A 21,353-nucleotide genomic window follows, 5' to 3' on the forward strand; every position below is an offset into this window, starting at 1 on the left:
CAATTTTTCTTGGGACAAATATAGAACACAAATAGCTTAAAAACAAAGCCTTGAAAATATTTTCAAGGCTTTGTAATACTATTCTTACATTTGTTGCACTAAAGACGTACAAAAACCGTAGACTTCTTCTAATTTCTTTCTATAAAAATATTTGCATTAATAGAATTCACTTCAAAAGTCGTTTTATAGGTTTCTTTTACTTTTTTATAAGGTGAAATTGTAGGTTCATCATTAATCATAAATTTACCTTTATTTGTTTGAATTTGCATATTCATATTTTTCACCTTTGCATACACATTTCCTTGAAATAACTGCAAATAAACATTTTTAAGCACTGTATGAAAGTTTACAAATCCTTTTTCTATAAGAATGAAGAGATTACCATTATAGCTCTTAGATATAACGTCTACACGTTTTCCTAAAATGGTTATATCTTTATTTTTCGGTATTTCTATTTTTACTGAAGCCTTGACACTTCCTTTTGTAATAAATTTTCTGAAGACAGTTGTTTCACTAGCTGGTATTCCTGCTACAAATGAAATTTTTAATACATCATCTTCTTCTTTTTTATCTACTTCATACGGAGTGTTTTCTGACATACTTATTAGTGTAACCCTAATTGTTTTTATCTTATCTGAAGTACTAATTTGTATTTCTCCTACGCCTTCTGTATCAATTTCAATTTTTCTTGTATTAAAATCGAACTCTTGAGTAATAGTTAATTGAGCGGTTATAAAACCACTGCATAACAAGTAATATAAAAGCAATACCTGTTTCATAAAAATAAAAAAGCTTCCATTTAGGAAGCTTTTGTTTTGATTTATTGTTTTCTTTTGGCCTCAATACTCAATGTGGCATGTGGCACTAATTTTAAGCGTTCTTTTTGAATTAACTTTCCAGTTACTCTACAAACACCATACGTTTTGTTTTCTATTCGGATAAGAGCATTTTTTAGGTCTCTAATGAATTTTTCCTGACGAATCGCTAACTGCATATTTGCTTCTTTAGCCATTGTATCTGTACCTTCTTCAAATGATTTGAAGGTTGGAGATGTATCATCAGTACCATTATCTGCACCGTTTTTATAAGAAGACCTTAGTAATTCTAAATCTTCTTCTGCTCGATCTATTTTTGCTTGAATGATTTCTTTAAATTCTAATAAATCGCTATCTGAATATCTAACTTTTACATCTTCACCCATAATTATTATGCTTTTTCGATTAACATTTTACTCTTTATGGTATCAAACTCAATATCTGTACCATTTTCTAACGCATCTACAAAAACCAATTCTTTTGTTAAGGTTTCTGCTTTAATGTAGTTTTCATTAGCAAGTATCGACTGTTGTAATTCAGCAAAATTTAAGAAAGTCAATTTTATTTTATCTGTTACTTCAAAACCAGAGTCTTTTCGAGCATTCTGAATTCTATTTACCAATTCTCTTGCAATCCCCTCTTTGCGTAGTTCATCGGTAATGGTAACATCTAAAGCAACGGTTAAACCTTCTGCATTCGCCACTAGCCAACCTTCGATGTCTTTTGATGAGATTTCTACATCTGCGGTTTCTAATGTAATCATTTTTCCGTTAATTTCTATGGAAATTTTACCTTCTTTTTCTATCGTTGCAATTTGCTCTTGGGTAAATGATTGAATTTCAGAAGAAACCATTTTCATGTCTTTTCCGAATTTTGGGCCTAATGCTTTAAAGTTTGGTTTTATTTGTTTTACTAAGATTCCTGAAGCATCGTCTAACAATTCAATTTCCTTAACATTTACTTCAGACTTGATAAGGTCTGAAACTGCTAAGATTTCTTCTTTTTGTGTATCGTCTAACACAGGAATCATTATTTTTTGTAATGGCTGACGTACTTTTATTTTTTCTTTAGCTCTTAATGAAAGTACTAACGAAGAAATTGTTTGTGCGTTCTCCATTTTACGTTCTAAAGCTTTGTCTACCATAGTTTCGTTATATACAGGGAATTCTGCTAAATGCACACTTTCGAAAGTTTCTTTCTGTGTAGCTGCATTTAAATCTTTATATAAACGATCCATAAAGAAAGGTGCTACTGGCGCTCCTAACTTTGCTACTGTAAGCATACAAGTGTATAAGGTTTGGTATGCAGATATCTTATCTTGTGCATATTCTCCTTTCCAGAAACGTCTTCTACATAAACGCACATACCAGTTACTTAAATGATCTTGTACAAAGTCTGAAATTGCTCTAGTTGCTCTTGTAGGTTCATACTCAGCATAGAATTTATCTACTTTAGCTACTAATGTATTTAACTCAGATAAAATCCAACGATCAATTTCTGGACGTTCGTTTAAAGGAACTTCAACTTCGCTGTAATTAAACCCATCTATATTCGCATATAAACTAAAGAATGAATAGGTGTTGTATAATGTTCCGAAAAACTTACGCTTTACCTCTTCTATTCCAGCTAAATCGAATTTTAAATTATCCCATGGGTTTGCATTAGAAATCATGTACCAACGCGTTGCATCTGGTCCATATTCTCCTAATGTTTTAAACGGGTCTACTGCATTTCCTAAACGCTTCGACATTTTTTGTCCGTTTTTATCTAACACCAATCCGTTAGATACAACATTTTTATACGCTACAGAATCAAATACCATAGTTCCGATAGCATGTAATGTATAGAACCAACCACGAGTTTGATCTACTCCTTCTGCAATAAAGTTTGCTGGATAGCTTTTTCCTTCGTCTATTAATTCTTTATTTTCGAATGGATAATGCCATTGTGCATACGGCATAGAACCTGAATCGAACCATACATCAATTAAATCACTTTCGCGACGCATTGGTTGTCCTGATGCAGATACTAAGACAATTTTATCAACTACATTTTTATGTAAATCTACCTTTTCATAATTGTCTTCAGACATGTTACCAACTTCAAAGTCAGCAAAAATATCGGCTTCCATTACTCCAGCATTTACTGCTTTTGCTATTTCTGATTTTAATTCTTCTACAGAACCAATACAAACTTGCTCTGTTCCATCTTCTGTTCTCCATATTGGTAATGGAATTCCCCAGAAACGAGAACGAGATAAGTTCCAATCGTTTGCATTTTTTAACCAGTTTCCAAAACGTCCTTCTCCAGTAGATTTTGGTTTCCAGTTAATGGTTTCGTTTAAACTGAACATTTTATCCTTAACATCAGTTACTTTGATAAACCAAGAATCTAATGGATAGTATAATACTGGTTTATCAGTTCTCCAACAATGCGGATAACTGTGTACATATTTTTCAACCTTAAAGGCTTTATTTTCTGTTTTTAGTTTAATTGCGATTTCAACATCAACAGATTTCTCAGGAGCTTCACCATCATTGTAATACTCATTCTTTACATATTTTCCTCCTATATCTCCTAAATCTGCTCTAAAACGCCCTTGTAAATCTACTAAAGGAACTGTATTTCCATTTGCATCTAAGACTAACATTGGTGGCACTTCTGGCACCGCTTGTTTTGCTACGAATGCATCGTCTGCTCCAAACGTTGGTGCTGTGTGTACAATTCCTGTACCGTCTTCAGTAGTTACAAAATCTCCAGCAATTACCCTAAATGCATTTTCTGCATTTTCATACGGTAACGCATACTCTAAAAGTTGTTCGTATTTTATATCTACTAAATCTGCTCCTTTAAATTCTTTTACAACAAAGAATGGGATTTTTTTATCTCCTTCTTTGTATTCAAGTAATTGCGATTTTTCTTCAACTTGATTATACTTTCCACTGAATTGTTTTCCTACTAAATTTTTAGCAAGAATTACATTCATAGGTTTAAATGTATATTGATTGTATGTTTCAACCAATACGTAATCTATCTTAGGTCCAACTGTTAATGCTGTATTACTTGGTAACGTCCAAGGAGTAGTTGTCCAAGCTAAGAAATGAATATCTCCTTCGTTTTGTAAAAACTCAGGTAATGTTTCTTCTACTGCTTTAAACTGTGCAACAACTGTTGTATCTGTTACATCGCGATAACAACCAGGTTGGTTAACCTCATGTGAACTTAAACCAGTTCCGGCTTTTGGAGAATATGGCTGAATCGTATATCCTTTGTATAATAAATCTTTATTATAAATCTGTTTTAATAACCACCAAACAGATTCCATATATTTCGATTTGTATGTGATATATGGATCATTCATATCTACCCAATATCCCATTTTATGAGTTAGGTCGTTCCATATATCTGTATAACGCATTACTGCTTTTTTACAAGCTTCGTTATATTCTTCTACGGTAATTTTAGTACCGATGTCTTCTTTCGTTATACCAAGTTCTTTCTCAACACCTAGTTCAACTGGTAAACCATGCGTATCCCATCCTGCTTTACGTTTTACTTGATATCCTTTTTGTGTTTTATATCGGCAAAAAATATCTTTAATAGAACGTGCCATTACGTGGTGAATTCCTGGCAAACCATTTGCAGATGGTGGCCCTTCGAAAAACACGAATGGTTCTTTTCCTTCTCTTGTAGAAACACTTTTCTCAAAGATGTTGTTTTCCTCCCAATAGTTTAAGATTTCTTCTGCTACTTTAGGTAGGTTTAATCCTTTGTATTCAGTAAAATTCTTACTCATTTTTTCGTTCTATATATTGAATCTGCGAAATTAAGTATTTTATTGTAATTCTTTATTTTCTATACAAAAAAAGCACCTTAAAAAGGTGCTTTTTATTTTATTTTCAAATATTACTACTTGACTTTGAGTTTTTGCCCAATAATTATCTCGTTTGATTTTAATTTATTTAACTCTTTGAGTTTTTCTACTGTTATACCAAATCGTTTTGAAATACTGAATAGTGTATCTTTTGGAATCACTGTATAATAAACTTGCTCTTGATCAATATCCATCTCCGCTTCATCTCTTTTTTGGTTTTCACCTTTTTTTACGATATAGAAATATGATCGTCTGTTTTGTTGATGTTGTGCTTCGGTACATTTACGTTGATTCGCATCGTTACAATTATTCAACAGCTGATCTTCTCCATATCCTATTGCACTTGCAATTCGCTCAGGCGCAATGCCTCTTGAAACTATATAATCTCTAGTAGCTTTCGCTCTCTTATCTGATAAAAAACGATTGTATGCACTTGGCCCTCTACTATCTGTATGTGATTCTATACGAATTACCATATCTGGATTGTTCTTCATTACTGAAACAATATGTTCTAATTCATATTCTGCATCTTCTCTAATAGTATATAGATCAAAATCGAAATAAATAGGTTTGATTACAATTTGTGCTGTAGTTTCTGGTGTATCAACAATCAATGATTCTAATGCTAAATCTGTATTGATGATTTTTTTATTAATATCTTCTGTTACTGCTGTTTTCTGATCGTTTCTATAATCGTCTTTTGTTGCCGAAACCGTAAAATTATTTTCACATGCAATTTCTTTAAAAGCATATTTACCATCTGCTCCTGTAGTTTGTTTGCTTACTGGAACTCCGTTTCCGTCTATTAATCGAACTACTGCTCCTGAAATTGGTTTTCCCGTTTCAGAATCGGTAACTACTCCAATAATATCTTCTTTACAACGGTAAATTACATAACTGTAAATATCATCGTCTCCTTTTCCTCCTTTTCTATTAGAAGAGAAGTATCCGTATGATTTATCATCGCTGATAACAAATGCAAAATCATCTAAAGGTCCATTTACAGGAGTTCCTAAATTTATTGGTTTTGTAAAATTATCTTCAACTTCTTTTGTTTCGAATACATCTAAAGCCCCTAAACCTAAATGTCCATCGGAAGCAAAATACAATGTTCCTTCTTGATCTAAATAAGGAAACATTTCTCTTCCTTCAGTATTAATAATATCTCCTAAATTTTCTACTGCTCCGTAACTTCCATCCGAATTAAGTGCTACTTTATAAAGGTCTGTAGCTCCTAAACCTCCTGGTTTGTCTGAAACAAAATATAGCGTTTTTTCATCTGGACTTAATGCTGGATGTCCTATAGAATAGTTATCATTGTTAAAAGGTAACTCTTCTACCTTTCCCCATTTTCCATTTTCTAAGGTTGCTTTGTATATTTTTAAATGAGTAACTTTATTTTTATCGCCTTTTAGTTCATCTCCATTATAATTATCTCTGGTAAAATACATTGTTTTACCATCTTTTGTAAAAATTATATTCGACTCATGATAACGTGTATTAATAGCAGTTAACTTTTCCGCATTATCTACCATTAAACCTTTTTCTATATCATTATCATTAAAGTTTTCATCTGCTGTATAAATGTTTAAATAAGGTTGATTATTCCATCTATATAGTTTTTTATCAAACTTTCCTCCATCGGGTCTTGTAGAAGCAAAGTATAATTTATTATCGTGAATAAAACCTCCAAAATCTGAATACTTTGTATTTATTTTTAAGTTTTTTAAGCTTACGAACGTTTTTTTCTTATTTGAATATTCTACAAAATAATCTTCATTTTTATCTAAAGCTAAAGCTCTAGAATCTTCTCCTTTAACTTCTTTTAATTTTCGTAGCCAAGCATCAGATTCTTTAATTTTTCCATTACTTTTTAATACTTGTGCGTATCTGAAGATATATTCTGGAGAAACACTATTTTCATATTTATCTAATAGCAGTTTGTACCATTTTTCTGCTGAAATAGGATCTATATTATAATAGTAAGAATCTCCTAACCTACTTATAATTAATTGTGAATCGTCTCCCTTATCATAAAGAACTTTATAGAGTTCTGCCGATTTTTTATAGGCAAACTCCTTAAAGTATCTATCAGCTGCATATCTACGCTGTGCGTATCCAACGACACTAAAAATTAATAAATAAGTTAATAATATTCTCCTCATAAAGATTAGTTTAAAAGAATCTCGGGGATTTCATAACCTCGCCTCTGAACACTTCCCATTTTACAAATAATTCGTAGGTTCCAGAGTTATAATTACTATAATTAGAGGTTGTTAAATCGTAAGCAAAACCAATATGTAAATTATCTGTTGCTTGTAAACCTAACAAGGCACTCATAGAGTCGCCCCAACGCCAAGCTATACCTGTTGCAAATTTTTCATTGAATAAAAAGTTAGCGGAAACATCTAAAGATAATGGTGCTCCACTAACAACTTTCACTAAAGTTGCTGGTTTGAATTTTAAGTTATCATTCAAATCAAAAACATACCCAGCAATTCCAAAAAAGTGTAGACGTTCTTCTGCGATATCTCCATCTCCATTTGCAATAGTAGCTACAGTATCATCATAATGATCTGTACGTAAAATATTAGGTATTGCTACTCCTACATACCATTCTGGTTCATGGTAATAGATTCCGGCTCCAATAGTTGGAAAGAATTCACTTACATTTTGATCGAAACTTCGTTCTTGCTGACGTGCAGTTCCTTTACTCCAATCAATAGCTAAATGACGTCCTCCTAGTTTTAATCCAAAAGATAAATTCCCTTCATAACTTGTACGAACAGTATACGAAACATTCGCATCTAAATAGATTTCTTGAGAAGGACCTATTTGGTCGTTGGTAAGATTTACTCCTAGTCCAACACCACTATAACCAATAGCTGTGTCATAACTAAATGTTTGTGTATCTGGTGCTCCTTGAATTCCTACCCATTGGGTGCGGCCTAAAGCAGTGATTATTGTATGACCACTCGATCCTGCATAAGCGGGATTTACACTCATTGTATTATACATATATTGAGTGTATTGCGGGTCTTGTTGTGCACATAAACTAGATATTGACAACAATAACGCAATCGTTATAACTAAGGGATTATTTGTTATTTTCATAAATGATTCTTATTCACTATTTAATTAACCTTTTATATTATTATTAAATCTATATAGCTATAATTATACCATATATACTCATACTCCAAAGCAAAAAACAAATAAAATAAGTGCTACTTACTTTGTTATTTAATGACTTTCGATTTTTACAAATATAATTTTATTGATTAATAAAAACTTACCCAATCATATTAACTATCCCCCTGAGAGTTACATGATTCTTTAAATAGTAGTAAAATATTTATGTTTAGCTTTCCTAAATTACTAAATATTCTAATTTAGGGTGTAAAGATACTCGTTATTTGATATTTACAAACAGAATTCTTAAAAAAATCTTAAATTTTACGGGTTTAATTAAAATTTCGTTCTTTTTTTATCTTTTCGTAAGCATCTTGAATGCTTTGAAACTTTTCTTTAGCAACTTTTTTGTGCTCTTCACCTATAGTATCTTGTAAGCGATCCGGATGGTATTTTTTAGCCATTTTCCTGTATGCTTTCTTTATCTCTTCATTAGATACTCCTTTATCTATTTCAAGTATTTTATAAGCTGCATCTGTTTCATCATAAAACATTGCTTTTATAGAGTTATAATCTCCTGGACTTATATATAAGTAACCTGCAATTTTCTGAATTGCTTGTTCTTCTGAAGGTCTAACCAAACCGTCTGCTTGAGCTATTCCAAATAAAAAATGAACCAACTGAAGTCTAGAAGAATGAGACATATGTTGCCTTATTTGAATACAGACTTGCCTCGTAGAAATATCTTTCTTAATAACTCCATTGAACAATTTAAAAGCGTGATTTGCTCTTTCTTTACCGTATAGTTTTACAAAATGTTTTCTAACATATTCTAATTCTCGTGGATCTACATTTCCATCAGCTTTAATAACTACTGAAGCTAAGATTAGTAAGCTAATTTCAAAATCGCCAGAAGTTGCTTCTACTCTTGGTCTACTTCTTTGTTCAGTTCTTTTATGATATTCTTCTTGTTCTTTTGTATATTCTTGTACACTCACTCCATCAATTATACTTCCCAAAGCATATCCAATTATTGCTCCAATTGGTCCGCCCAATGTAAAACCGACTCCGGCACCTAGCCATTTTGTGAATTTTCCCATGATCTAAATTTTAATCAAATATAACTTGTTAGTATGAATTTAAGCTACTTCTGTTACATATTTTAAGATTTCTTTAATCAACTTAAAATTGTTCTTTTTAACCTTTTAGACTTTTGGGGAGAAATTCATTTTCTTAGATTCTTCCCTTTTCTTTTTATTATTTCTTTTAGTTTTAATGAACTATCTTTGCAGTAAAATTTAATTTATTATAAATATGTATCCAGAAGAATTAGTTAAGCCAATGCGCGATCAATTAATTGACGCAGGTTTTGAAGCATTATACACTGCTGACGATGTTGATACTGCTTTATCAAAAGAAGGAACAACTTTGGTGATGGTAAATTCAGTTTGTGGTTGTGCAGCTGGTACAGCTAGACCAGGAGCTATTGCTTCTTTACACGTAGATAAAAAGCCGGATCATTTAACTACAGTATTTGCTGGTGTTGAAAAAGAATCTACAGCAAAAGCTCGTGAATATATGATTCCTTTTCCTCCTTCTTCTCCTGCTATCGCTTTATTTAAAGATGGAAAGTTGGTACACATGTTAGAAAGACATCATATTGAAGGAAGATCTGCACAAATGATTGCTGAAAATTTATCGCAAGCATACGAAGAGTACTGTTAAACACTCTTTAACTAATAACATAAAAAAATCCGCTCTTTTTGGAGTGGATTTTTTTATAGGTATTTTTGAAAACATTTAATTTCTTTTCTATTGAAAACAGCAACACACATTATTGTATTTCGATTATCGGCTATGGGAGATGTAGCTATGACAGTTCCTGTTATTCGTGCGCTTATAGAACAACATCCTGATGTAAAAATAACATTTGTTTCGAAGCCTTTTTTAAAACCTTTATTTAAAAATGTACGCAATGTTACTTTTCTTTCTGCAAATGTTCAAAAAGAACATAAAGGAATATTAGGGTTATTTAAACTATATAAAGAAATTAAACGATTACAACCTACTCATTTTGCCGACTTACATAATGTACTGCGTTCGAAAATTATTAGAACGTTCTTTAAAATAGGTACAAGTATACCTATTGCCAAAATAGATAAAGGAAGAAAAGAAAAAAAAGCACTTACACGAACTACTCAGAAAGTATTTAAGCAATTAAAAACTTCTCATCAACGTTATGCTGATGTTTTTACTTCGTTGGGTTTCCCTGTGGATTTAAACAAAAGATCATCTCTTGTTTCACATACATTAAATTCAGATAACGAATCTTTATTTGGCAAAAAAGACAGACCTTGGTTGGGTATTGCTCCTTTTGCTGCGTTTGCTTCTAAAACATATCCAATAGATTTAATGGAATCTGTGATTAAACTGTTATCACTAGAAGACATTCAGATTTTTCTTTTTGGTGGAAAAGCAGATATAACTACTTTAAAAAATATTGAACAACAATACGACAATGTTACTTCAGTGGCAAATACATTAGGTGGTTTAGAAAATGAGCTAAATCTCATCGCTAATTTAGATGTAATGTTATCTATGGACAGTGGCAATGCTCATTTTGCTGCAATGCAAGGAACTAAAACAATAACATTGTGGGGAAACACACATCCTTATGCTGGGTTTGCTCCTTTTAATCAGCCTAAAGAATATTGTATACTTCCTGACTTAGAAAAGTATCCTTTACTTCCTTGTTCTATTTACGGAAACAAAACAATTTCTGGCTATGAAGATGTTATGAGAAGTATATCTCCAAAACAAGTAGTGGCTAAAATTTTATTAGAAATAAAAAAGGATTACCATTAGGCAATCCTTTATAAATAATATTTTATTCTATTTCTACCTTAATCTACTAAAGGTGGAATTCTTAAAACTTGTCCAGGATAAATTCTGTCTGGGTGCTCTAACATAGGAGTGTTAGCTTCAAAAATCACAGGGTACTTCATTGCATCTCCATAAAATTCTTTTGCTATTTTACCTAATGTATCTCCACTTACTACAGTATGAAATTGTGCCATTTCTTCTGCTGCAATCTCTTCTACTTCAGCAACAGTCATATTATCTTCTACAGTAGCGATACCTTCAGTATTTCCAACTACTAAAACTACTTTTTCTTTAGTAGCTAAATCTACAGCTTCACCAGAAATTGTTGCCTTATCATCGTCAACACTAACTTCTAAATCTGCTACAGACAATTCTAAAGCATTAACAGCAGCAACTAATTTATTTGCTTTATCTGCTGCCTCTTCTTCAGTAGTTTTACCAATACCAAAAACTTTGGCCCCAGCATTTTTAATGAATGAAAATAAACCCATTTCTTTTAATTTTTTGTTATTATTATTTATTTTTTGCTCTTAGCAATATACAAATTTTATACTACAAAAATGTGTTTATTACTCACTGAAAGAGTTCCAACCTTGCGCTTGTAATTTAATCTGTTGATTCGCTCTAGTAACTAAGTTCATCCCTTGATTTTTCTCAGTAACATGACCAATTACAGTTAAATTTGGGTTCCCTTTAATTTTATCAAAATCGTTAATTGAAATCGTAAATAATAATTCATAATCCTCTCCTCCACTTAATGCCACCATTGTAGAATCAATATCAAATTCTTCACAAGTAGAAATCACTTGAGGATCTAATGGTAATTTTTCCTCATAAATATTACAACCTACTCCACTTTGTATACAGATATGCATAATTTCAGAAGAAAGTCCATCAGAAATATCAATCATAGCAGTTGGTTTTACTTCTAAATCTTTTAATAACCTAGGAATATCTTTTCTTGCCTCTGGTTTTAATTGCCTTTCAATAAGATATGTATACGCTTCTAAATCTGGCTGATTTTGAGGATTCACTTTAAAAACTTCTTTTTCCCTTTCCAATACTTGCAACCCAAGATAAGCTCCTCCAACATCTCCTGAAACTACTATTAAATCTGTTGGTTTTGCCCCACTTCTATATACAATATCTTCTTTTTTTGCAGCTCCTAAAGCAGTAACCGAAATCAACATTCCTTTCGTAGAAGAAGTTGTATCTCCTCCTATTAAATCAACATTATAAGTATCACATGCTAACTGGATTCCTGCATACAATTCTTCTATAGCTTCTAAAGGAAAACGATTTGAAACTGCAATAGATACAGTTACTTGTTCAGCTTCAGCATTCATTGCATATACATCTGAAAGGTTTACCATAATTGCCTTATAACCTAAATGCTTTAAAGGCACGTAACTTAAATCAAAATGTACTCCTTCAACCAATAAATCTGTTGTTACTAAAATCTCTTTTTCAGTTTGTGCTATAACTGCACAATCATCTCCAATTCCTTTTTGAGTAGATTTATTATAAATCTTAAAGTTTTCCGTTAAGTGCGTTATCAAACCAAACTCTCCAAGTTCAGACAAAGAGGTTCTCTGCTTATTTTTATCTTCTAACATGCTGCAAAGATACTATTAGATTACAAAAAGAGTTAACAATATTGATTAACTTACTTTTTTTTCTTCAATAACCTAGGGGTTTTCTACATTAAATTGTTATATACTCAAAGAATCTTATTAATTTCTTATTTTTATAACTTAATTCCATTAAAAACAACTTATATGAAAACACAACTACATTTTATTTTTATTCTGTTGTTTTTATCTACATTTCGAATAGATTCACAAACTCCATGTGATGGTACTGGTTTTGCTGGAGTTTACCCATGTAACAACTACGATTTAATGTCTGTAATAGACGTAAATACTTTATCTGGCTCTCTTACTGCTGAAGGAAGTGATGTTTGGGGATGGACTGATACTACTACAGGAAAAGAATATGCTCTAACTGCATTAACTAACGGTACTGCTTTTGTAGACATTAGCGATCCTGTAAATCCAATATTCTTAGGTAGGCTAGACACAAACACCCGTACAAGTGTTTGGAGAGATGTAAAAGTATACAACAATCATGCTTTTATTGTAGCAGATAATGTAGGAGATCATGGAATGCAAGTTTTTGATTTAACAAGACTACGAAATGTTGCCTCTCCTCCAGTAACCTTTAATGCAGATGCTATTTATTCTGGGGTTACAAGTTGTCATAATATTGTTATTAATGAAACATCCAACTACGCGTATCTTGTAGGCTGTGATTCATTTAGTGGAGGACCTGTTTTTGTAGATATTTCTGACCCTAAAAACCCAACCGCTGCTGGAGGATATTCAGCTCAGGGATACACACACGACGCGCAAGTTATTACTTATAATGGACCTGACGCAACTTACACTGGAAGAGAAATTTTATTAGCTAGTAATGGAAATGATGGAGGCACAAATGATGTTGTTATTGTAGATGTTACGGATAAAGCATCACCTCAATTGATTTCTAAAATCTCATATACAAATCCAGAATATGCACATCAAGGTTGGTTTACTGATGATCATCGTTATTTTATTCTTGGTGATGAGTTAGACGAACAACGAACTGGAACTAATACCAGAACTTTAATTTTTGATTTAACAGATTTAGATACTCCAACTTTTTCATCAGCTTATTTAGGACCAACCAAAGCGATTGATCATAATGGGTATGTTAAAGGAAATGAATATTTTATTGCGAACTATAGAGCAGGAATGAGAATTTTAGATATTTCTAATATTTCAGACAACACCAACCCGATGACGGAGGTTGGTTATTTTGATACTTATCCTGACAATGATAATGTAGGTTTTAATGGTGCTTGGAGCGTGTACCCGTATTTCCCTAGTGGTAATATTCTGATTAACGATATTGAAAGAGGCTTATTTGTTGTAAGAAAAAGTGGGACTTTATCCGTAGATAATCCAATTGTTGAAGAAACTAAATTTAACATCTATCCAAACCCTACAAATCGAAACCCAATAATTTCTTCTAATGGAAAATCAATTACCTCGATAGAAGTATTTAATATCTTAGGTAAGAAAATATACCATCAGAAAAATATTAACCAACAAGAATTCGTTCTACCCATTGAAAATCATTCAAAAGGTATTTACCTTGTGAAGATTAACAATACAATTGGAAAAAAATTAATTATTAAATAAGTTTTATTTACGTGAGGTATATTATTTCTTTAGCCCTAGTACTACTCTTATATTCTTGTAGTGAACCTAACCTACAAATTAACAACGGAAGCACTTCTAATTTTCTTGAGGAAATTGCTTTTGTAAAAACATTTGGAGGAAGTGGTAATGATGTTGGAAATGCTGTTGTAGCAACTAATGATGGAGGCTATGCTATTTTAGGGTATACTACTAGTACCGATGGCGATATTGAGAACAAAACACAAAATGACTCTGATCTTCTTCTATTAAAATACAATACTCAAGATGAACTTCAATGGTCTAAAACATATGGAGGAACTCTTGATGATAGAGGAAATGAAATTATACAAACAGCAGATAATGGTTATATCATATTTGGCTTTAGTAGAAGTAACGATGGTGATGTTACTAACAACGAAGGTAACTCTGACTTCTGGATAGCTAAATTAGATACTTCAGGAACTATTCAATGGCAAAAATCTTTTGGCTTTTCTGGAAGAGATAATGGTGTTTCTCTAACACCAACATCTGATAATGGATATTTAATTGTCGGTGAATTAGATGTTACCGCTTCTGGAGGCCAAGGAAATTCAAGAAGTGCTAGTAGACATGCAGGTGGTGATTATTGGGCAATTAAACTAAATACCAATGGTATGAAAGAATGGAGTAAATTCTTTGGAGGTACGTTTACAGAAACACCACAAGGCGTAGTTGAAACTAATGAAGGGGACTTTATAATTTCTGGTTTTTCTGACAGTGAAGATGTAGATATTTCAAATAATAAAGGAACTTATGACTTTTGGATTATTAAAATTAGTAGTACTGGAACATTGCTCTGGGAAAAGAATTTTGGTGGTTCTGAAATTGATGAAGCTTATAGCATTCAAAAAACAACCGATGGGAATTTTGTTATTGTTGGAGATACACGAAGTTCTGACAAAGATATTACGAGAAATAATGGTGGTGCAGATTTATGGCTTATAAAAATTAACACTAATGGGAACCTTATTTGGCAGAAAAACTTTGGAGGATCTGGATTTGATGCTGGTAGAGCAGTTTATACAACTAAAGATGGTGGTTTTATTATTTGTGGTAGCTCAAGAAGTTCTGATAGGGATTTTGTGAATAAAGGGCAAAATGACGCTTGGATTTTAAAAGTTACAGCTAATGGTTCTACAGAATGGCAAAAATTTATTGGAGGTTCAGACATAGACCTTCTTTATGGTGTAACCGAACTAAATAATGGTGCGATTATTGCTGTAGGAGAAAGCACTAGTAACGATCAGGATATAGATGAAAACAAAGGATTTTCTGATCTATTAATTATTAAAATACAATAATGACAAATAAAATATTCTTTTTTAGCCTTTTAATCCTTTTTCTTTATTCATGTTCCAGTAATGAAGATATAACTATTCAAAATAAAAAACTAACAGTAAATTTTATTCATGAATGGGACGGTACACTAGTTACAAAAAATGATTTTAATGTAGTAAAATTTGCAACTGAAGATAAAGACACCATAAGTATTGAAAGATATCGCTATGTCTTGTCTAATATTAAATTAGTAGATAACTCAAGTTTTGAAACACCTTTATTAGACTATATGCTAATCGATCTAGGAGAAGAACAAAACTTATCATTCACTATAGATAAACTGATACTAGACAGAACCTATACTTTAAATTTTACTTTTGGCTTTACAGATGCAGATAATACAGATGGTGCTTACGCAGATTTAAATACTACTAACTTTAATGTTCCGCAGATGTTAGGTGGAGGCTACCATTATATGCAATTTGACGGAAAATTTATCAGTGCAACCACAACAACACCCGCTGGATTTAATTATCATGCTATAAGAGCTGTAAATTTGACAGATCCTGCTAACATAATATACAGAGATACTTCTTTCGAAGTAAACCTAAATAACATTGTAATTACTGGGAATGAAGCTACAATAGATGTAAAAGTAAATATTGCTGAATGGTTTAAAAATCCAAACACTTGGGATTTAGACGTTTTAAATCAAATGTTAATGCCAAATTTTGATGCGCAAGTAGAAATGAATTCAAATGGTAGAAATGTTTTTAGTTTGTAAATGAAACAATACTGGTTACATATTCTATTCATCACTTCTATAATGGTTGCTTGTTCCTCTGGAAACAATAATAATCTACCAGAAGAACAAGAGGAATATACTCCAGTATCTATCGATTTAGAAATTCCAACTCTTTTTAAGGAAAAGCTCATTGCTCCTATAATTCCTATAAATAATCCACAAACTACAGAAGGAATTGCATTAGGAAAAAAACTATTTTTCGATCCAATTCTTTCTAAAGACAATACTATTTCATGCGCCTCTTGCCACGAACCTCAAAAATCTTTTACAGATAATTTACAATTTAGCAAGGGTGTTAATGGAGCCACAGGAACTCGTAACTCTATGCCTCTTTTTAATTTGGCTTGGAATTTTGACGAACGTTTTGCTTGGGATGGAAAAGAATTAAGCTTAGAAAGACAAGCTTTTGAACCAGTAAAAAATCATCTAGAAATGAATAATGACTGGAAAGCTGTCGCAAACGAATTACAAAATCATCCAGAATACCCAGAATTATTCAAAGAAGCCTTTGGTAATATTCCTATAGATTCTAATTTAGTAGTACGCGCTATTGCTCAGTTCGAAAGAACGTTAATTTCTGGAAATTCAAAATTTGACAAATTCTTAAGAGGAGAAACTACACTTACTCCAGAGGAGGAAAATGGTTTTAACGCCTTTATGGATGAAACTAGAGGAGACTGTTTTCATTGTCATGGAAGCAATAACAATCCTTTATGGACAGATAATAAATTTCACAATAACGGACTTGATGCTACTTTTACTGATTTAGGTTTAGGTGCCGTTACTGGTGATGCAAATGATAACGGAAAATTTAAATCTCCTTCACTAAGAAACCTTGCTTTTACCGCTCCGTATATGCACGATGGTAGATTTCAAACTTTAGAAGAAGTTATCAATCATTATTCCGAAGGCTTAAAAAACTCGCCAACTATAGATCCTTTAATGAAAAAAGTCAATCAAGGAGGCGTTCATTTATCTGCGAAAGACAAAGCAGATTTAAAAGCTTTTTTACTTACACTTACCGATTCAGATTTTATTAATAATCCTGATTTTAAAGAATAATAAGTTTTTTCGATTATAACATCATTATTAACATTCAAACAAAGCATGGCAGAGTGATAGTTATATCGTATATTTGCACTCTAATTTAGACTTAATCTATTTATATGATAAAAGTTTCAGATACAGCTAAAAAGAAAGTTATTGAATTAATGACTGAAGATGGCTTTGATGCTACTTCGGACTTTGTTCGAGTTGGTGTGAAGAGCGGTGGTTGTTCAGGACTTTCTTATGATTTACATTTTGACAAATCGCAAGAAGAAAACGACAAAATTTTTGAAGACAATGGTGTAAAGATTGTTGTTGATAAAAAAAGTTTTTTATACTTAGTTGGAACCACATTAGAGTATTCTGGTGGTTTAAATGGAAAAGGATTTGTTTTTAATAATCCAAATGCAAATAGAACATGTGGTTGTGGAGAAAGTTTTTCTCTATAATTACTACTATTACTACAAATAACTGAACACTGAACGATGAGTAAGTATACAGAAGATGATTTAAGAGAAGAGTTAAAAACCAAAGAATACGAATACGGTTTTTATACAGATATAGAAAGTGAAACCTTTCCAAAAGGACTTAACGAAGATATAGTACGTGCCATTTCTAAAAAGAAAAACGAGCCTGAATGGATGACTGAATGGCGATTAGAAGCATTCAAGGTTTGGAAAGAAATGGAAGAGCCTGAGTGGGCAAACGTACATTACGAGAAACCTAGTTTTCAAGATATCTCATACTATTCTGCTCCAAAGCAGAAACCAAAATTAAATAGCTTAGACGAGGTAGATCCAGAAATGTTAGCTACTTTCGAAAAGTTAGGTATTTCTTTAGAAGAGCAAAAAAGATTAGCAAATGTTGCTGTTGATATTGTAATGGATTCTGTTTCTGTTGCAACAACGTTTAAAGAAACATTAGCTGAAAAAGGTATTATTTTTATGCCTATTTCTGAAGCAATACAAGAACATCCAGAATTAGTAAAGAAATATATTGGGTCTGTAGTTCCAACTACAGATAACTTTTATGCTGCATTAAACTCAGCTGTTTTTTCTGATGGATCTTTCTGTTATATTCCTAAAGGTGTACGTTGTCCAATGGAATTATCTACGTACTTCAGAATTAACGAAGGAGGTACTGGACAATTTGAAAGAACGTTAGTAATTGCAGATGAGGGAAGTTACGTTTCTTATTTAGAAGGATGTACTGCACCTCAAAGAGACGAAAACCAATTACATGCTGCCGTTGTTGAGCTAATTGCTTTAGACGATGCTGAAATTAAGTATTCTACTGTTCAAAACTGGTTCCCTGGAGATTCAGAAGGAAAAGGTGGAGTTTTCAATTTTGTAACAAAAAGAGGTTTGTGTGAAACAAATGCAAAAATCTCTTGGACGCAAGTAGAAACTGGTTCAGCTGTAACATGGAAATACCCTAGTTGTATATTAAAAGGAAATAATTCAGTAGGAGAATTCTACTCTATTGCTGTAACAAATAATTTCCAACAAGCAGATACTGGTACAAAAATGATTCACCTTGGTAAAAACACCAAATCTACCATCATTTCAAAAGGAATCTCTGCTGGAAAATCACAAAACAGTTATCGTGGTTTAGTACATATTGGATCTAGAGCAGAAAATGCACGTAATTTCTCTCAATGTGATAGTTTATTAATGGGTAATGAATGTGGAGCACACACATTCCCATACATAGAAACAAAGAATAAATCGGCTCAAATAGAGCACGAAGCTACTACAAGTAAAATTGGTGAAGATCAATTATTTTACTGTAACCAAAGAGGTATTGATACTGAAAAAGCAATTGCATTAATCGTTAATGGATTTAGCAAAGAGGTATTAAATAAGTTACCTATGGAGTTTGCTGTTGAAGCACAAAAATTATTAGAGATTTCTCTAGAAGGAAGTGTTGGATAATTTGTAAGAATTAATTATTCAATTTGAAAAACAACAATTAAACAAGATAAATTTGCTCACAGCCTAAAGCGAGAGCTTATATATAAAAACAAGATGTTAAAAATTCAAAACTTACACGCAGAAGTAGAAGACAAATCAATCTTAAAAGGATTGAATTTAGAAGTTAAAGCAGGAGAAGTACATGCTATTATGGGACCAAATGGTGCAGGTAAAAGTACTATGGCTTCAGTAATAGCAGGAAAAGAAGATTATGAAGTTACTTCTGGTTCTATTGAATTAGATGGTGAAGATATTAGTGAATTAGCTCCAGAAGAAAGAGCGCAAGCAGGTGTATTTTTATCATTCCAATATCCAGTTGAAATTCCTGGAGTTACTGTTACGAATTTTATTAAAACAGCAATCAACGAATCTCGTAAAGCACAAGGTTTAGAGGAAATGCCAGCTAAAGAAATGCTACAAAAGATTCGCGAAAAATCAGAATTATTAGAAATAGACCGTAAGTTTTTATCTCGTTCTTTAAATGAAGGATTTTCTGGAGGAGAGAAAAAACGTAACGAAATTTTTCAAATGGCAATGTTAGAGCCAAAATTAGCCATCTTAGATGAAACTGATTCTGGTTTAGATATCGATGCTTTACGTATTGTTGCTAATGGTGTGAATAAATTAAAGTCTGAAGATAACGCTGTAATTGTTATTACGCACTACCAACGTTTATTAGATTATATCATTCCAGATTATGTACACGTTTTACATGATGGTAAAATTGTAAAAACTGGAGATGCTTCTTTAGCTTTAGAGTTGGAAGCGAAAGGTTATGATTGGATTAAAGAAGAGGTAAATTCATAATTAGTTGTATTCAACTAAAAATTGAAAGAATGGAATTAAAAGACAAATTAATATCATCATATGTAGCTTTCGAAAATGGAGTGAACATTAATAGCGATGTACATGAAATAAGATCTAAAGCGTTACAAAATTTTGAAGAATTAGGCTTCCCTACTAAAAAGTTAGAAGCTTGGAAATACACTTCTTTAAACTCGGTTTTAAAAGAAGATTATAGCATTTTCCCAAAAGCTGAAACTGCAGTTGAGTTAGCTGATGTAAAAAAGTACTTTATTCATGATATAGACACTTATAAAATTGTGTTTATTGACGGGAAGTACAGTTCTTTTTTATCTGATACTACGCACGATAATATGGATATTTGCTTATTATCTTCTGCGCTAACCAAATCAAAATATAAGCCTGTAATTGAAAATTATTTCAACAAAGCAGCTAAGCAAGATAACTTAACTTCTTTAAATACTGCATTTGCAAACGAAGGAGCTTATATATACATTCCAAAGAATGTTGAAGTTGAAAAACCTATTCAGATTATCAACTTTACAACTGGAGCAGAAAATGCAACTTTATTACAACCACGTAATTTAATTGTTGCAGAACGTAATGCACATGTTCAAATTATAGAGCGTCATCAGAGTTTAACAGAGCAACCTGTATTGACTAATTCTGTTACAGAAATATTTGTAGATACACACGCTTCTGTAGACTACTATAAAATCCAGAACGATGCTGTTACTGCTACTTTAGTTGACAATACATATATTGAACAACAAAAAGAAAGTAACTGTTCTGTTCATACGTTCTCTTTTGGTGGTAAGATTACACGTAATAACCTAAACTTCTTCCAAAAAGGAGAGCATATTGATTCTACTTTAAAAGGAATTACAATTTTAGAAGGGAAACAACATGTAGACCATCATACTTTAGTACACCATATAGAACCTAATTGTGAAAGTCATCAAGACTATAAAGGTATTTATGGAGATCGTTCTGTAGGAGTTTTTAATGGTAAAGTAGTTGTAGAGAAAGAAGCTCAAAAAACAAATGCATATCAGCAAAATAACAATGTTTTAGTGAGTGATAAAGCAACTATTAATGCGAAACCTCAATTAGAGATTTTTGCAGATGATGTAAAATGTTCTCACGGATGTACTATTGGTCAATTAGATGATCAAGCACTTTTTTATATGCAACAAAGAGGTATTCCTAAAAAAGAAGCTAAAGCTTTATTAATGTATGCTTTTGCTAATACTGTTTTAGAAAGTGTGAAAATACCGGAAGTAAAGAAAAGAATCACCAAAATTATTGCTCAAAAATTGGGCGTAAGTATTGGATTCGATCTATAAAACACAAAACCGAGCTAATCAGCTCGGTTTTTTATTTCTATTATGTTTTCTTTTCAACCAATAGAAATGCCATATACAACAACACCCTCTAGGAAATCAAGAGGGTGTTTCTTAT

Annotated in this window: 18 protein-coding genes; 10 read left to right on the forward strand and 8 right to left on the reverse strand. The window is 32.0% G+C overall.

The window, feature by feature from the left end; all coding sequences use genetic code 11:
• Positions 1 to 128 precede the first annotated feature (128 nt).
• The 6 genes from ACKTTC_RS18025 to ACKTTC_RS18050 form a co-directional block, all read right to left on the reverse strand.
• Positions 129 to 779, reverse strand: a complete 651-nt coding sequence (locus ACKTTC_RS18025; RefSeq protein WP_408041256.1) for a hypothetical protein — start codon at positions 777 to 779, stop codon at positions 129 to 131.
• A 41-nt stretch (positions 780 to 820) separates the two neighbouring features.
• Entirely contained in the window at positions 821 to 1,201 is a 381-nt protein-coding gene (locus ACKTTC_RS18030) for a TraR/DksA family transcriptional regulator (RefSeq protein WP_408041257.1), read from the reverse strand.
• 5 nt (positions 1,202 to 1,206) lie between these two features.
• Entirely contained in the window at positions 1,207 to 4,611 is a 3,405-nt protein-coding gene (gene ileS, locus ACKTTC_RS18035) for an isoleucine--tRNA ligase (protein ID WP_408041258.1), read from the reverse strand.
• A 113-nt stretch (positions 4,612 to 4,724) separates the two neighbouring features.
• Positions 4,725 to 6,854 (reverse strand): OmpA family protein, encoded by a 2,130-nt coding sequence (locus ACKTTC_RS18040; protein ID WP_408041259.1) that lies wholly within the window; start codon positions 6,852 to 6,854, stop codon positions 4,725 to 4,727.
• 10 nt (positions 6,855 to 6,864) lie between these two features.
• Complete coding sequence (locus ACKTTC_RS18045; protein WP_408041260.1) at positions 6,865 to 7,803, reverse strand: PorP/SprF family type IX secretion system membrane protein; 939 nt, start codon at positions 7,801 to 7,803, stop codon at positions 6,865 to 6,867.
• Between the two features lie 350 nt (positions 7,804 to 8,153).
• Complete coding sequence (locus tag ACKTTC_RS18050; protein ID WP_408041261.1) at positions 8,154 to 8,921, reverse strand: TerB family tellurite resistance protein; 768 nt, start codon at positions 8,919 to 8,921, stop codon at positions 8,154 to 8,156.
• Between the two features lie 214 nt (positions 8,922 to 9,135).
• Here ACKTTC_RS18050 and ACKTTC_RS18055 point away from each other — a divergent pair, with 214 nt between their 5' ends.
• Positions 9,136 to 9,546: a BrxA/BrxB family bacilliredoxin gene (locus ACKTTC_RS18055; protein ID WP_408041262.1), complete on the forward strand. Its 411-nt coding sequence runs from the start codon at positions 9,136 to 9,138 to the stop codon at positions 9,544 to 9,546.
• 90 nt (positions 9,547 to 9,636) lie between these two features.
• Positions 9,637 to 10,686, forward strand: coding sequence for a glycosyltransferase family 9 protein (locus ACKTTC_RS18060; RefSeq protein WP_408041263.1), 1,050 nt, complete (start codon positions 9,637 to 9,639; stop codon positions 10,684 to 10,686).
• A gap of 38 nt (positions 10,687 to 10,724) precedes the next feature.
• On the opposite strand, the gene lysM is transcribed toward ACKTTC_RS18060, so the two are convergent.
• Complete coding sequence (gene lysM, locus ACKTTC_RS18065; protein ID WP_408041264.1) at positions 10,725 to 11,195, reverse strand: peptidoglycan-binding protein LysM; 471 nt, start codon at positions 11,193 to 11,195, stop codon at positions 10,725 to 10,727.
• Positions 11,196 to 11,273: 78 nt separating this feature from the next.
• Positions 11,274 to 12,320, reverse strand: coding sequence for a thiamine-phosphate kinase (gene thiL, locus ACKTTC_RS18070; protein WP_408041265.1), 1,047 nt, complete (start codon positions 12,318 to 12,320; stop codon positions 11,274 to 11,276).
• 162 nt (positions 12,321 to 12,482) lie between these two features.
• Between thiL and ACKTTC_RS18075 the strand changes: the two genes are divergently transcribed.
• The 8 genes from ACKTTC_RS18075 (at position 12,483) to sufD (ending at position 21,238) form a co-directional block, all read left to right on the forward strand.
• The gene (locus ACKTTC_RS18075; RefSeq protein WP_408041266.1) at positions 12,483 to 13,946 is read left to right on the forward strand and encodes a choice-of-anchor B family protein; all 1,464 of its coding nucleotides are present in this window, start codon (positions 12,483 to 12,485) and stop codon (positions 13,944 to 13,946) included.
• 11 nt (positions 13,947 to 13,957) lie between these two features.
• Positions 13,958 to 15,286 (forward strand): hypothetical protein, encoded by a 1,329-nt coding sequence (locus ACKTTC_RS18080; RefSeq protein WP_408041267.1) that lies wholly within the window; start codon positions 13,958 to 13,960, stop codon positions 15,284 to 15,286.
• Positions 15,286 to 16,047 (forward strand): MbnP family protein, encoded by a 762-nt coding sequence (locus tag ACKTTC_RS18085; RefSeq protein ID WP_408041268.1) that lies wholly within the window; start codon positions 15,286 to 15,288, stop codon positions 16,045 to 16,047. Before ACKTTC_RS18080 ends, ACKTTC_RS18085 begins: the two co-directional genes overlap by 1 nt.
• Positions 16,048 to 17,130, forward strand: a complete 1,083-nt coding sequence (locus ACKTTC_RS18090; protein ID WP_408041269.1) for a cytochrome-c peroxidase — start codon at positions 16,048 to 16,050, stop codon at positions 17,128 to 17,130. It abuts the gene before it with no gap.
• A 104-nt stretch (positions 17,131 to 17,234) separates the two neighbouring features.
• Positions 17,235 to 17,564, forward strand: a complete 330-nt coding sequence (locus ACKTTC_RS18095; RefSeq protein WP_408041270.1) for a HesB/IscA family protein — start codon at positions 17,235 to 17,237, stop codon at positions 17,562 to 17,564.
• Positions 17,565 to 17,600: 36 nt separating this feature from the next.
• Positions 17,601 to 19,049: a Fe-S cluster assembly protein SufB gene (gene sufB / locus ACKTTC_RS18100; RefSeq protein WP_408041271.1), complete on the forward strand. Its 1,449-nt coding sequence runs from the start codon at positions 17,601 to 17,603 to the stop codon at positions 19,047 to 19,049.
• Positions 19,050 to 19,142: 93 nt separating this feature from the next.
• Positions 19,143 to 19,895, forward strand: a complete 753-nt coding sequence (gene sufC, locus ACKTTC_RS18105; protein ID WP_408041272.1) for a Fe-S cluster assembly ATPase SufC — start codon at positions 19,143 to 19,145, stop codon at positions 19,893 to 19,895.
• Positions 19,896 to 19,924: 29 nt separating this feature from the next.
• Complete coding sequence (sufD, locus tag ACKTTC_RS18110; protein WP_408041273.1) at positions 19,925 to 21,238, forward strand: Fe-S cluster assembly protein SufD; 1,314 nt, start codon at positions 19,925 to 19,927, stop codon at positions 21,236 to 21,238.
• Positions 21,239 to 21,353: the final 115 nt, after the last annotated feature.

It is taken from the genome of Tenacibaculum amylolyticum (genome assembly GCF_964511145.1).
Classification (GTDB): domain Bacteria; phylum Bacteroidota; class Bacteroidia; order Flavobacteriales; family Flavobacteriaceae; genus Polaribacter; species Polaribacter amylolyticum.

Coding starts and splice junctions, on each gene's coding strand:
- ACKTTC_RS18050 (WP_408041261.1), bottom strand. CDS start 8,921: ATGGGAAAATTCACAAAATGGCTAGGTGCCGGAGTCGGTTTTACATTG.
- ileS (WP_408041258.1), bottom strand. CDS start 4,611: ATGAGTAAGAATTTTACTGAATACAAAGGATTAAACCTACCTAAAGTA.
- ACKTTC_RS18030 (WP_408041257.1), bottom strand. CDS start 1,201: ATGGGTGAAGATGTAAAAGTTAGATATTCAGATAGCGATTTATTAGAA.
- ACKTTC_RS18045 (WP_408041260.1), bottom strand. CDS start 7,803: ATGAAAATAACAAATAATCCCTTAGTTATAACGATTGCGTTATTGTTG.
- sufD (WP_408041273.1), top strand. CDS start 19,925: ATGGAATTAAAAGACAAATTAATATCATCATATGTAGCTTTCGAAAAT.
- thiL (WP_408041265.1), bottom strand. CDS start 12,320: ATGTTAGAAGATAAAAATAAGCAGAGAACCTCTTTGTCTGAACTTGGA.
- lysM (WP_408041264.1), bottom strand. CDS start 11,195: ATGGGTTTATTTTCATTCATTAAAAATGCTGGGGCCAAAGTTTTTGGT.
- ACKTTC_RS18090 (WP_408041269.1), top strand. CDS start 16,048: ATGAAACAATACTGGTTACATATTCTATTCATCACTTCTATAATGGTT.
- ACKTTC_RS18025 (WP_408041256.1), bottom strand. CDS start 779: ATGAAACAGGTATTGCTTTTATATTACTTGTTATGCAGTGGTTTTATA.
- ACKTTC_RS18075 (WP_408041266.1), top strand. CDS start 12,483: ATGAAAACACAACTACATTTTATTTTTATTCTGTTGTTTTTATCTACA.
- ACKTTC_RS18095 (WP_408041270.1), top strand. CDS start 17,235: ATGATAAAAGTTTCAGATACAGCTAAAAAGAAAGTTATTGAATTAATG.
- sufB (WP_408041271.1), top strand. CDS start 17,601: ATGAGTAAGTATACAGAAGATGATTTAAGAGAAGAGTTAAAAACCAAA.
- ACKTTC_RS18085 (WP_408041268.1), top strand. CDS start 15,286: ATGACAAATAAAATATTCTTTTTTAGCCTTTTAATCCTTTTTCTTTAT.
- sufC (WP_408041272.1), top strand. CDS start 19,143: ATGTTAAAAATTCAAAACTTACACGCAGAAGTAGAAGACAAATCAATC.
- ACKTTC_RS18040 (WP_408041259.1), bottom strand. CDS start 6,854: ATGAGGAGAATATTATTAACTTATTTATTAATTTTTAGTGTCGTTGGA.
- ACKTTC_RS18055 (WP_408041262.1), top strand. CDS start 9,136: ATGTATCCAGAAGAATTAGTTAAGCCAATGCGCGATCAATTAATTGAC.